Genomic DNA, 12,912 nt, shown 5'->3' with positions numbered 1-12,912 from the left:
CGCCGCCCCGGCCCCCGGTTCAGAACCGGAACGACGCGCGCAGCGTCGCGGTGGTGGCATCGCCACCCACACCCGAGGAGCCGAACTCGTCGAAATCGTGGTAGAGAACCTCGCCACCGATGATCCAGGATGGCGACGGCTGCCAGGCAAGCCCCACACCGACGAACGGGCCCGTCTCGTCGCCCAGCGAGGTGCCGGCACGCGCCGCGCCCGCCGTGCCGTAGAGCATGGTCGACCCCATGTCGTAACCCACCTGCCCCTTCAGCCGCCAGACATCGTCCAGCTCCTCGGTGCCGCCCGCAAGGCCGATATCGGCGCGGTCATAGTCCAGTTCGATGCCGGTCACCAGCGTGCCCATGTCCCAGCGATAGCCGACATGAAAGCCATAGATCTCGCCATCGCCGCCGCTCGCACCCGAGACATTCACATCGGCATAGCCCAGTTGCAGACCGGCATAGGCGCCGCCCCAATCGCCGCTCGGGGCAGGCACCGGCACGGGCGCCGCGGCAATGACCGGCTGATCGGCCGGGGCGGGGCTGTAGCTGCCGGCCAGCGCCGGGGTGACCGCAACGGCGCCGAAAGTCAACGCCAGCGGAAGCGTGAAACGATTCAGCTTCATCGGAATTCTCCTTGCCTCTCTATCGTCCTCGGAATTCGGCCCGATAAAGGGCCAGGCGTCCGAACCGGCGCCTCTCGATGATACTGTAAAAAGGGCTGCATCGCCTGCAGTGAAAGGGACGAACACGGGGATGTGACACCGCGCCTGTTCCACGCTCCCCGCCCGGCAACTTTCCGCCGGGCGGGGGCTGGACAAGCGGCAGCCGCTCGCCCAGCCTCCGGACAATCGCTCCCCGCCTCCCCGGAGACCGCCCATGGCCCGCCGCCTTGCCCTGATCCTGACGATCCCGCTGCTGGTCGCGCAGGCCCCGGCACTTGCCCAGACCGGCAACTGGCCCGCGCCTGACGATCTTTTTGTCAACGACCATGCCGCGATCATCGAGGCCGCGGCCGAGGACCGCCTGCGCGCCGCGCTGTCCGCGCTGCGGGCCGAAACCGGGGTCGAGATGACCGTGGTGACCATCGCCCGCCGGTCCGTTTACGGCTATGTCGGCCTGTTCGAGGATTTCGCGACGGACCTTTTCAACACCTGGGGCGTGGGCGATGCGACGCGCAATGACGGCATCCTTGTTCTGGTTGCCCATCGCGACCGCGAGATGCGGCTGGAACTGGGCGCAGGTTACGCGCGCGACTGGGACCGCGTGGCGCGCGATGTGGTCGAGGAGAGCTTCCTGCCCCTGTTCCGCGAGGACCGCTATTCCGAGGGGATCGAGACCGGCACCATGGCCGCCATCGCCCGCATCGCCCGGCCCCATGCCGCGGGCAAGCCGCCCGGGTCCGGCTCGGGCACGGGCGGATGGGGGGCGGGGCTTCTGCCGCCGCTGCTGTTCGCGGCCTTCTTTCTGGCGGTCGCCTTCCGGCGGCGGCTGGGCGATCTGGGCCTGCGGGTCCGGCGCTGCCCCGGTTGCGGCCATCGCGGCCTGCACCGGAGCCGCGAGGTGATCCGCCCCGCCACAAGCGCCGAGGCGGGCGAAGGCCGACAGGTCACCTCCTGCCCCGCCTGCGGGCGGAGCGACACGAAAACCTACCCGATCTCGCGCCCCGGCGGGTCGAGCGGCGGCTTCGGCGGCGGCCGGTCCTCGGGCGGGGGCGCCAGCGGACGCTGGTAGGCCGCAAGGACGCATGGACAAGTCGCGCGCGCCGCGGCTAGCACTGGCCGGACGGGCCGAGAGGGAGGGGAAACCATGCGGATAAGCGAAACCAAGGCGATCGTGACCGGGGCCGCCTCGGGTCTCGGGGCGGCGGCGGCGCGCGCACTTTGCGCGGGCGAGGCGGCGGTGACCATCCTCGACCGCGACGCCGAGCGCGGCATGGCGCTGGCGGCCGAGATCGGCGCGGGCTTCCAGCCGGTCGATGTCACCGACGAAACCTCGGTCGCCCAGGCCATCGGCGAGGCGGTCGCGCAGATGGGCGGACTGACCGCCTGCATCAACTGCGCCGGCATCGCCACCGCCGAGCGGCTTCTGGGCCGGAACGGGCCGCACGCATTGGAAAGCTTCCGCCGCACCGTCGAGATCAACCTGATCGGCAGCTTCAACGTGCTGCGCCTGGCCGCCGCCGAGATGGCCGGGAACGATCACGAGGCCGATGGCTGCCGCGGCGTGATCGTCAACACCGCCTCGATCGCCGCCTTCGACGGGCAGAAGGGCCAGGCCGGCTATGCCGCTTCCAAGGGCGGTGTCGCCGCGATGACCCTGCCGCTTGCCCGCGACCTTGCGAATCTGCGCATCCGCGTGATGGCCGTCGCACCCGGCGTCTTCCGCACCCCGATGCTCGAAGGTCTGGGCCAGGAGGTGATGGACGGGCTGGCTGCCGACGTGCCGAACCCGCCACGGCTGGGCGATCCGGCGGAATTCGCGGCCCTTGTCTGCCACATCATCGAGAATTGCTATCTGAACGGCGAGGTGATCCGGCTCGACGGCGCGCTGAGAATGCGCTGAGGCCGCCCGATCCGGCCTCGCCGGGAAAACCCCTATCCCTGCTTCTTCTGGCCGCAAATATCCCGGGGGGAGTCCGAAGGACGGGGGGCAGCGCCCCCCACCCGGTCGTCCCGGCGCAAGCCGGGGCGAAACCGCTCCCCCCGGCTAGCGTTCGGCCGCCTCGGCCTTCTCGGCCAGCATCAGCCAGTCCTCCTCGGCCTCGGACAACGCTGACTGTCGTTCGGCCAGCGCCTCGCTCGCCCTCGCGAATTTCGAGGGATCGCGCGCAAACAGCTCCGGATCGGCCAGCAGCGCCTCGATCCTGCCGATCTCGGCCTCCAGCCGCGCGATCTCCGCGGGCAGCGCATCGAGCCTGTGCCTTTCGGTGAAGCTCAGCCCCTGCGCGGCCCTTTCCGCCTTCCTGGGCACCTGTTTCGGAGCCGGGGCGGCAGGCTTCTCGGATGGCCGCGCATCGCTCACGCCCCCCCGCTGACCTCGGTAATCGGACCAGCCCCCGGCATAGACCACGGCCTTGCCGTCGCCCTCCATCGCGATGGTGGTGGACGCCACCCGGTCGAGGAAATCGCGATCATGGCTGACCAGCAGCACCGTGCCGTCATAGTCCGACAGCAATTCCTGCAACAGATCCAGCGTCTCGACATCCAGATCGTTCGTCGGCTCGTCCAGAACCAGAAGGTTCGACTCGCGCGCCATGATCCGCGCCAGCAGAAGCCGCGCCCGCTCGCCGCCCGACAGCGCGCGGACCGGCGCGCGGGCCTGCGCCTCGTCGAACAGGAAATCCTTGAGATAACCGACAACATGGCGGGGCTGGCCACGCACCAGCACCTGGTCGGCCTTGCCCGAAACGCGCATCTCCGGATCGCCGGTCAGGCTTTCCCACAACGTCATGTCGGGGTCCAGCGCTGCGCGGTTCTGGTCGAACACCGCCATCTGCACGTTCGAGCCCAGGACCACCTCGCCGGTATCGGGCGCCAGTTCGCCGGTGAGCATCCGCAACAGCGTCGTCTTGCCCGCGCCGTTCGGTCCGACCAGCGCCACACGCTCGCCCCGGTGGATGCGCAGGCTGAAATCGCGCAGGATCGCACGGTCGGCAAAGCTTTTCGAGATACCCTTGGCCTCGATCACCCGCTTGCCCGATTGCGGCCCCGAGTCCAGCGCCATCGCCGCGGTGCCCTGCCGCCGGATCATCGCCGCGCGGTCCTCGCGCATCGTGGCCAGCGCGCGCAGCCGTCCCTGGTTGCGCTTGCGCCGGGCCGATATCCCCTCGACCGCCCAGCGGCCCTCGGCCTTGATCCTGCGCTCGAGCTTGTGGCGCGCCTCGTCCTCCTCGGCCCAGACCTTGTCGCGCCATTCCTCGAACGCCTCGAAGCCGCGCTCCTGGCGGCGCACCTCGCCCCGGTCGATCCACAGCGTCGCCCGCGCCAGCGCGCGCAGGAAGGCCCGGTCATGCGAGATCAGCACGAAGGCCGAGCGTGTCTCGCCCAGTTGCGATTCCAGCCAGGCAATCGCCTCGATGTCCAGGTGGTTGGTCGGCTCGTCCAGCAGCATCAGAGACGGCGCCTCGGCCAGAAGACGGGCCAGCGCCGCCCGCCGCCGCTCGCCGCCCGAGGCGGTCGCGACCGGGGTGGCGGGATCGAATTTCAGCCCCTCGGCCACCATCGCCACGCGGTATTCCTCGCCCGGCGGCAATGTGGCGGCGGCGAAATCGCCCAGCGTGGCAAAGCCCGACAGGTCGGGATCCTGCTCCATGTAGCCGACCGTGGTGCCGGGCGAGAGGATACGCGCCCCCGCATCGGGCTCGACCAGACCGGCCATCACCTTCATCAGCGTCGACTTGCCCGATCCGTTGCGCCCCACCAGCGCCACCCGGTCGCCCGGTTGGATCACCAGATCGAGACCCTCGAAGACAGGGTTGCCGCCAAAGGTCAGCGAGATGCCGGAAAGCTGCAGAAGGGGTGCGCGCGCCATGGGCGCTGGCTACTGCGCCCCGCCCCCGCGGTCAAGCGACCGCCTGGCGGCCAGCAAAAGACCCGCCGGCGCGCGCCGACGGGTTCACGGGATCGGTCGCGGACCGGCTCAGGCTTCCATCACGTCGTCGCCGCCATCGTCATCGCCCATGTGGAAGTCGAGACCATGCGCGGCCCGGATCTTGTCCTCGATCTGCATCGAGACATCCGGGTTGTCCTTCAGGAACTGCTTGGCATTCTCGCGGCCCTGGCCGATGCGTTCGTCGCCGAAGGAATACCAGGCCCCCGACTTGTCGACGACACCGGCCTTCACGCCCAGGTCGATCAGCTCGCCGGTCTTCGAGATCCCCTCGCCATACATGATGTCGAACTCGACCTGCTTGAACGGCGGCGCGACCTTGTTCTTGACCACCTTGACGCGGGTGGCGTTGCCCACCACCTCGTCGCGGTCCTTGATCGCGCCGATCCGGCGGATGTCGAGACGGACCGAGGAATAGAATTTCAGCGCGTTGCCACCCGTGGTTGTCTCGGGGCTGCCGAACATCACGCCGATCTTCATGCGGATCTGGTTGATGAAGATCACCGTGCATTTCGACCGGCTGATCGAGCCCGTCAGCTTGCGCATCGCCTGGCTCATCAGCCGGGCCTGCACGCCGACATTCGAATCGCCCATGTCGCCTTCAAGCTCGGATTTGGGCGTCAGCGCGGCGACCGAGTCGACCACGACCATGCTGACCGCACCCGAGCGGACCAGCGTATCGACGATCTCGAGTGCCTGCTCGCCGGTATCGGGCTGGGAAATCAGCAACTCGTCCAGATCGACGCCCAGCTTGCGGGCATAGATCGGGTCCAGCGCGTGCTCGGCATCGACAAAGGCGCAGATGCCGCCCTTCTTCTGTTCCTCGGCCACGCAATGCAGCGTCAGCGTGGTCTTGCCCGAGCTTTCGGGGCCATAGACCTCGATGATCCGGCCCTTGGGCAGCCCGCCGATCCCCAGCGCGATATCAAGCCCCAGCGACCCGGTCGAGGTCGACTCGATCTCGGCCACGGGGTTGTCGGCGCCGAGCTTCATGATCGAGCCCTTGCCGAACTGCCGTTCGATCTGCGCCAGCGCCGAGTCGAGCGCCTTCTGCTTGTCGGAATTGCGCTTGTCCACCATGTCGAGAAGGTTCGCTGTGCCCATATGTCCCATCCTTATTCCACACCCCAAAGCGGGCGGCAATGACCACTCTTGTTCGCCTCTTGTTCTCACAGGTATCGGATCAAACAGAGAACATTTCAAGTCAAATTCGAGCATCCCGAGCATTGACGGAATCGGTTAACGAATGGTTCACGGACACATGGCGATGCCGCCCTGAACCTGCGCGCCCCTCAAGCCATTCTGCTCGCATAAAAATTTCCGACCCCAGAGCGCAAACCGGTCCCGTCCGGGTAACGTGGCCTTTCAGGGTATCCCGCTGCGCCTCCCGGCAATTGCGACAATGCGATGGCCCTCGCGATTGCGAACCGATCACACGGGCTTCACTGCGCTGGCCTCTTGCTTGGGCGTGGCGCTGGCCATTTGGGCAATGCGGGGCATCCGGCATGCGCGACCGCCGCCCCCTGCCCCGGCCGCTTGCCCCGGCCTCGGCGGCATGGCAGATCACCCGCATGTCCCGCACGCTGCCGCCTCCCCTTTCGCCCCGCCCGCACTTCGGCGACCAGACGCCGCCCGCGATCTTTCCTCCAGTGCTCGGCGCGCTTTCGCTGGGCCTTGCCTGGCGGCAGGCGGCCGAGGTCTTCCCCGTCCCCGCCGCGATGGGCGAGATGATCCTGGGGGCTGTCACTCTGCTCTGCCTGTTCTGCATTGCGGCCTACGCGCTGAAACTCGCGCGGCGGCCGGGCGTCCTGACCGAGGACCTGCGCGTGCTGCCGGGCCAGGCGGGGCTCTCGGCGATGGTGCTGGCGACATACCTTGTCGCGGCGGCGCTGGTCCCGCTCGCGCCCGGCGTCGCGCTGGCCCTGCTGGGCGCAGGTCTCGCGCTGCATGCCGGTCTGGTCCTGCTGCTTGTGCTCACGCTGATCCGCGGCCCGGCCGGACAGCGCCGCGTGAACCCGGTCTGGCATCTGCAATTCGTGGGCGTCATCATCGCCGCGCTTCCGGCACAGGCCCTGGGATTCACCCTGCTTGCAACCGTTCTGCTGGGCGCGACGGGCATGGCCGCGCTGGCGATCTGGGGCGCCAGCCTCGCCCAGGCCCTGCGCGAGAAGGTGCCCGCGCCGCTGCGCCCGCTGCTTGCGATCCACCTCGCGCCCGCCTGCCTGTTCGGCTCCGTGGCCCTGTCGCTGGACCGGCCCGGCCTCGCCTGGGGCTGCCTGGGGCTGGCCGCGCTGCTGGCCGGGATGCTGCTCCTGCGCCTGCCCTGGCTGCTCGCGGCTGGTTTCTCGCCGCTCTGGGGCGCATTCACCTTCCCGCTTGCAGCCCTCGCCAATCTTGTCCTCGCCATGGCCGCCGCCGAACCGGTCGGGGCCATGCGCATCGCAGGCGGGCTGGTGCTCGTCGCTGCAACGCTCGCGATCCCGCCCATCCTGATCGCGATCCTGCGATCCTGGGCGCGTGGCGGGCTCGGAGACAAGACCAACGCCGCCCGCGTCTGAGCGGCAGAACGATCCACGACGCCCGGCAAAGGGACCGGGCACCAGACCTGGGACAATGACACCATGACCGACCAGAATCCCGACCGTTATGTCAGCTTTCTCGGACTCGACTGCACCGGCAAGGCCGACCGGCTGATCGAGATGCTCGCCGCCCGCCTGGCCGGTACGGAGTCGCGCTGGGGCGTCTATTTCGACCGCAAACTGGCCGAGAAGACGCGCATGGGGGCGGACAACCTGCATTTCGTCGGCAGTCAGGTCAACGCGCTCCAGGCCTTCTTCGAGGAATGCGACGACAGGGCCGCGCTCGACCTGCTGTTCGACCTCGAACAGACCCGCTGCTGAGCCCCTTCCTTCTTCTGGCCCGAAATATCCCCGCCGGAGGCGCCGCGCGCGGCACGCGCGCGGCCACGCCCAACCCCGGACAAGCCGGGCGCCTGCGCCCTGCGCCGGACGGGGGCGGGAGCGCCCCGTCCACGCCCCGCGATTGACCCTTTCCTTTTCCGCCCCCCCGTGAAATAGGGAAGCGCCAAACGAAGACTCCCCAGGAGATCCCCATGGAGATTCGCGAGGCGCTCACCTTCGACGACGTGCTTCTGGTTCCGGGCGCAAGCTCGGTGCTGCCCAACCAGGCCGACACGGCCACCTTCGTCACCCGCGCGATCCGGCTGAACATCCCGCTTCTGTCCTCGGCGATGGACACGGTCACCGAACATCGCATGGCGATCGCGATGGCGCAGGCGGGCGGGATCGGCGTGATCCATCGCAACCTCACCATCGAGGAACAGGCGCGCGAAGTGCGCCGCGTCAAGCGCTCCGAGAGCGGCGTGGTCTACAACCCGATCACGCTGACCCCCGACCAGACGCTGGCCGACGCCAAGGCGCTGATCGAGCGTTACAATTTCACGGGCTTCCCGGTGATCGACGGCAAGGGCCATGTGGTGGGCATCGTCACCAACCGCGACATGCGCTTCGCCGCCAGCGACGCGACCCCGGTCCATGCGATGATGACCGCCGAGAACCTCGCCGTGCTCAAGGAACCGGTCGACCGCGCCGAGGCGCTGAACCTGATGAAGGCGCGGCGGATCGAGAAGCTGCTCATTACCGACGAGGCGGGCAGGCTGACGGGCCTGCTGACGCTGAAGGACACCGAGAAATCGGTCCTGAACCCGCAGGCGGTCAAGGACGAGCTGGGCCGGCTGCGGGTCGCGGCCGCCTCGACCGTGGGCGATGCGGGTTTCGAGCGGTCGCAGGCGCTGATCGACGCGGGCGTGGACCTGATCGTGATCGACACCGCCCATGGCCATTCCGAGGGGGTGGCGCGCGCCGTCGAGCGGATCAAGGCCAGCAGTTCCGTGCAGGTGATGGCGGGCAATGTCGCCACCGCCGAGGCGACGCGCGCGCTGATCGACGCGGGCGCGGACGCGGTCAAGGTCGGCATCGGGCCGGGCTCGATCTGCACCACGCGGATGGTGGCGGGCGTCGGCGTGCCGCAACTGACCGCGATCATGGATTGCGCCCGGGCGGCGGGCGATGTGCCGGTGATCGCCGATGGCGGCATCAAGTATTCCGGCGATTTCGCCAAGGCGATCGCGGCGGGCGCCTCCTGCGCGATGGTCGGCTCGATGATCGCGGGCACCGATGAATCCCCGGGCGAGGTGATCCTCTACCAGGGCCGGTCCTTCAAGTCCTATCGCGGCATGGGCAGCCTTGGCGCCATGGCGCGCGGCTCGGCCGACCGCTATTTCCAGAAGGACGCGGCCAGCGACAAGCTCGTGCCCGAGGGGATCGAAGGTCAGGTGCCCTACAAGGGGGCCGCAGGGGCCGTGATTCACCAGCTTGTGGGCGGCCTGCGCGCGGCGATGGGCTATACCGGCTGCGCGACCGTCGCAGAGATGCGAAGCAAGTGCCGCTTCGTGCGGATCACCGGCGCAGGGCTCAAGGAATCCCATGTCCATGACGTGCAGATCACCCGCGAAAGCCCGAATTACCGGGTAATGTAGGGCGATCCTGAAACAATTATATCAGGAATTTGCGGGCCGATCTTCATGCTGAACCCGAGATCGCGACCATGACGCCCGCAGCGCGGACCGCCGCGGCGATCGGCCTGCTCGATGCCTGGCTGGCCGGCGCGCCGGTCGAGCGGCTCCTGACCACCTGGGGACGGCAGAACCGGTATGCCGGCGCAAAGGACCGCGCGGCGATCCGCGATCTGGTCTTCGACGCGCTGCGCTGCCGCCGGTCCTTTGCCGCGCTCGGGGGCAGCGCTACCGGACGCGGGCTGATGCTGGGGCTGCTGCGCGCGGACGGGATCGCGCCCGGGACGATCTTCACCGGCGAGGGTCATGCGCCCCCGCCCCTGACCGCGGCGGAACAGGCCGTCCCCCCTGCCGACCTGCCCGAAGAGATCGCCTGCGACTGCCCCGACGCATTGGCCGCGGTGCTGCACGACAGCCTCGGGGCCGATTTCCTCCCCATCATGCAGGCGCTGCGCCACCGCGCGCCGGTCTTCCTGCGCGCCAATCTGCGCCGCTCTACGCGGGACAAGGCCGCCGCGGCGCTGGCCGCCGAGGGGATCGAGACCCGGCCGCATCCGCTCTCGCCCACCGCGCTGGAGGTGACCGCGAATGCCCGCCGCGTCCAGCAGTCGCGTACCTGGCGCGAGGGGCTGGTCGAGTTGCAGGACGCCGCGTCGCAGACGGTGGCCGATCTGATGCCGCTGCCCGAGGGCGGGCGCGTGCTGGATTTCTGCGCCGGGGGCGGGGGCAAGACGCTGGCGCTGGCGGGGCGGGTGTCGGCGCGGTTCTTCGCCCATGATGCCGCGCCCGGGCGGATGCGCGACCTGCCCGCGCGGGCCGCGCGGGCGGGCGTCGAGGTGACGCTTGTTGCGGCCGATGACCTCGCGGCCGCTGCGCCCTTCGACCTCGTGCTCTGCGATGTGCCCTGCACGGGCAGCGGGGCGTGGCGGCGCAGCCCCGAGGCCAAGTGGCGGACCGGTCCCGACGATCTTGCCCGGCTCCTTGCGGTTCAGGCCGGCATTCTTGACCGCGCCGCGCCGCTGGTCGCGCCGGGCGGGGCGCTGGGCTATGCCACCTGTTCGCTGATCGAGGCCGAGAATGGCGGCCAAGTCGCGGCCTTCCTTTCGCGTCAGCCGGGCTGGACGCGCGTCGCCGAGCGCCGCCTGACGCCGCTGGACGGCGGCGACGGGTTCCATGCGGCGGTGCTGCGCCGGAATTGAGCCTTGCGCGCGGGCGGGCGCGCATCATTAACACCTGGTTAACCGGCGCGGCCCAAACTGGGACGCCGATCCGAATCCCAACGGAGTCTGCCCTTTGCCGCGCCTAGCCCCCGCTTTTTCCAGCCTCGGACAGACGGCCGCCGCCTATGCGGAGCGGGCCTGGGCCATTTTTCTCGGCGGTATCGCGCTGGCGCTGATCGCGCGGGCCGTGCCCATTCCCTGGCTCGCGGTGCTGCTGCTCTCCGCGGCCATGACCCTTGCCGCGCTCGCGACCTTCCTCCGGATCGCCGACATGTGGGGCCGCCGCCTGCCCCCCGGGCGGCTTCGGCGGCTCTGTGCCGGGGCGCCGGGGGCCTGCGTGCTGACCGACGGGCACGGCCGGGTGCTGCTGGCCAATCCCGCCGCGCTCAGACGGGTCGCGGCGAACCGTGGCAAGCCATTGGCCGCCGCCCTTCCGGCGGTCTTCGCCGATCCCGACCGCGCGGTTGCGACCCTGATCTCGGCCGCCGCGCGCGGCGACGGCGCCACGCATGTCCGTCCCGGCGGGGATGCGTCGCTGCGCATGCGGGTCGAACGCGCGGCACCCGGCATCTTCATCTGGCATCTGGACGGCGGTGAACCGCCCGCGCCCGACAGCGCATTGCCGATGCTGCGGCTCGATCCCGAGGGCAAGGTCCTGTCCTCGAATGCGGCCGCGCGGGACCTTCTGGGCCATGTCCCGGCCACGTTGCAGGCCCTGCGCCGCGGCCAGCCGCCCGCCGCCCATCCCGATGGCGAGGAGATCGAGATCGAGACCGCGGACGGGCCGTTGCGGCGGCGCCTGATGGCGTTGCCGGGTCGGGACGGGCTGCGCGAACTCTACCTGCTTCCGGCCGGAAGCGGCGGGGGCGTGGCCCAGCCGCCGGAGGGGCTGCTCGACGCGCTGCCGGTGGCGATCCTTCAACTCGATACCGATGGCACCGTGCGCCTGGCCAATACCCGCGCGCGCGAGTTGCTGGCCGGTGAACCCGGCACGGGCCTCAACCTGTGCGAGCGGCTGGAGGGGCTGGGCAGGCCCGTCAGCGACTGGCTGGCCGAGGCCGCCGCGGGCCGGGCCAGCAACATGGCCGAAGTGCTGCGCGTGGCGCGTGACGACCGCGAATTGTTCGTCCAGGTCGCACTGGCGCGGATGGCGGGCAGCGGGCTTGTCGCGGTGCTGCATGACGTGACCGAGATGAAGACGCTCGAGGCGCAGTTCACCCAAAGCCAGAAGATGCAGGCGGTCGGCCAGCTTGCCGGCGGGATCGCGCATGATTTCAACAACCTTCTGACCGCAATCTCGGGCCATTGCGACCTGCTGATGCTGCGCCATGACGCGGGCGATCCCGATTACGGCGATCTCGTGCAGATCCACCAGAACGCCAACCGCGCGGCCAGCCTTGTCGGCCAGTTGCTTGCCTTCTCGCGCAAGCAGACGCTCAGCCCCGAGGTGCTGGAACTGCGCGACACGATGGGCGAGCTTGCGCATCTGCTCGACCGGCTGGTGGGCGAACGCGTGCGGCTGCGCATCCGCAATGGCGAGGGGTTGCCGCCGATCCGCGCGGACAAGCGCAAGCTGGAACAGGTGGTGATGAACCTCGTGGTCAACGCCCGCGACGCGATGCCGAGGGGGGGGAGAGATCCGGCTTGAAACCGAGGCGGTCGAACTGGAGACCGAGCTCCGGCGCGATCGCGCGGTGGTGCCCGCGGGCCCCTATGCCGTGGTCCGGGTGATCGACAAGGGCGAGGGCATCCCGCCCGACCGGTTGACCAAGATCTTCGAACCCTTCTTCACGACCAAGCGTCCGGGCGAAGGCACCGGGCTCGGCCTTTCGACCGTCTATGGCATCGTCAAGCAGACCGGCGGCTTCATCTTCGTCGACAGCGAACTGGGCAAGGGCTCGACCTTCACGCTCTACCTGCCGGCCTATCACGGCGAGGCGGAGGCAGAGGCCATCCCCGCCGCCGAGACCGAAGAGGAACTGCCCGACAGCGGCGTGGTGCTGCTGGTCGAGGACGAGGCGCCGGTGCGCTCCTTCGCATCGCGCGCGCTGGCGATGCGCGGCCATACCGTGCTCGAGGCCGAGAGCGGCGAGGAAGCACTGGAGATCCTCGCCGATCCCGGGCTCAGGATCGATGTCTTCGTGACGGATGTGGTGATGCCGGGTCTCGACGGGCCGGGCTGGGTCGCGCAGGCGCTTCAGGAACGGCCCGGAACCAAGGTCGTCTTCGTCTCGGGCTATGCCGAGGACAGTTTCGGAGAGATCCGCGCGCGCATCCCGAATTCGGTCTACCTGCCGAAACCCTTCTCGCTGGCCGACCTGACGGCGACGGTCCAGCGCCAGCTTCGTGCAACTGCCACCCGGCCCGGACCGTCCGACAGGCCCCTGGACGAGGCGGGCGCCCTCTAGGGCAATCCGGCCCGCCGCCTTTTTCAGGGCCACGCGGCAGTCGGACCTGTTCTCCCTACGCCTGTCCCCATCGCCCTTCCTCGAAG

General features: G+C 69.5%; 9 protein-coding genes and 1 pseudogene. 7 read left to right on the top strand and 3 right to left on the bottom strand.

Annotated elements, in window-relative coordinates:
* Positions 1–19 precede the first annotated feature (19 nt).
* Complete coding sequence (locus NHN26_RS03410; protein WP_253088120.1) at positions 20–619, bottom strand: outer membrane protein; 600 nt, start codon at positions 617–619, stop codon at positions 20–22.
* Positions 620–872: 253 nt separating this feature from the next.
* Between NHN26_RS03410 and NHN26_RS03405 the strand changes: the two genes are divergently transcribed.
* Together NHN26_RS03405 and NHN26_RS03400 are read left to right on the top strand one after the other, a co-directional pair.
* Positions 873–1,727, top strand: a complete 855-nt coding sequence (locus tag NHN26_RS03405) for a TPM domain-containing protein (RefSeq protein WP_253088119.1) — start codon at positions 873–875, stop codon at positions 1,725–1,727.
* Between the two features lie 75 nt (positions 1,728–1,802).
* Complete coding sequence (locus NHN26_RS03400) at positions 1,803–2,558, top strand: SDR family NAD(P)-dependent oxidoreductase (protein ID WP_253088118.1); 756 nt, start codon at positions 1,803–1,805, stop codon at positions 2,556–2,558.
* Positions 2,559–2,702: 144 nt separating this feature from the next.
* On the opposite strand, the gene NHN26_RS03395 is transcribed toward NHN26_RS03400, so the two are convergent.
* Together NHN26_RS03395 and recA are read right to left on the bottom strand one after the other, a co-directional pair.
* The gene (locus tag NHN26_RS03395; RefSeq protein ID WP_253088117.1) at positions 2,703–4,526 is read right to left on the bottom strand and encodes an ABC-F family ATP-binding cassette domain-containing protein; all 1,824 of its coding nucleotides are present in this window, start codon (positions 4,524–4,526) and stop codon (positions 2,703–2,705) included.
* A 108-nt stretch (positions 4,527–4,634) separates the two neighbouring features.
* Complete coding sequence (gene recA, locus NHN26_RS03390; RefSeq protein ID WP_290442788.1) at positions 4,635–5,708, bottom strand: recombinase RecA; 1,074 nt, start codon at positions 5,706–5,708, stop codon at positions 4,635–4,637.
* A gap of 467 nt (positions 5,709–6,175) precedes the next feature.
* On the opposite strand from recA, the gene NHN26_RS03385 reads away from it, so the two are divergent.
* The 5 genes and pseudogenes from NHN26_RS03385 to NHN26_RS03365 all read left to right on the top strand — a co-directional run bounded on the left by NHN26_RS03385 (position 6,176) and on the right by NHN26_RS03365 (position 12,826).
* Positions 6,176–7,162, top strand: a complete 987-nt coding sequence (locus NHN26_RS03385; protein ID WP_253088116.1) for a TDT family transporter — start codon at positions 6,176–6,178, stop codon at positions 7,160–7,162.
* 63 nt (positions 7,163–7,225) lie between these two features.
* Positions 7,226–7,504: a N(2)-fixation sustaining protein CowN gene (cowN, locus tag NHN26_RS03380; protein ID WP_253088115.1), complete on the top strand. Its 279-nt coding sequence runs from the start codon at positions 7,226–7,228 to the stop codon at positions 7,502–7,504.
* A 212-nt stretch (positions 7,505–7,716) separates the two neighbouring features.
* Complete coding sequence (gene guaB, locus NHN26_RS03375; protein WP_253088114.1) at positions 7,717–9,162, top strand: IMP dehydrogenase; 1,446 nt, start codon at positions 7,717–7,719, stop codon at positions 9,160–9,162.
* Between the two features lie 68 nt (positions 9,163–9,230).
* The gene (locus NHN26_RS03370) at positions 9,231–10,397 is read left to right on the top strand and encodes an RsmB/NOP family class I SAM-dependent RNA methyltransferase (RefSeq protein WP_253088113.1); all 1,167 of its coding nucleotides are present in this window, start codon (positions 9,231–9,233) and stop codon (positions 10,395–10,397) included.
* 94 nt (positions 10,398–10,491) lie between these two features.
* A pseudogene (locus tag NHN26_RS03365) lies at positions 10,492–12,826 on the top strand (hybrid sensor histidine kinase/response regulator).
* The last annotated feature ends 86 nt before the right edge of the window (positions 12,827–12,912 follow it).

It is taken from the genome of Rhodovulum tesquicola, from assembly GCF_024128855.1.
Classification (GTDB): Bacteria; Pseudomonadota; Alphaproteobacteria; order Rhodobacterales; family Rhodobacteraceae; genus Rhodovulum; species Rhodovulum tesquicola.
This window is presented reverse-complemented; position numbering and strand designations above follow the sequence as displayed.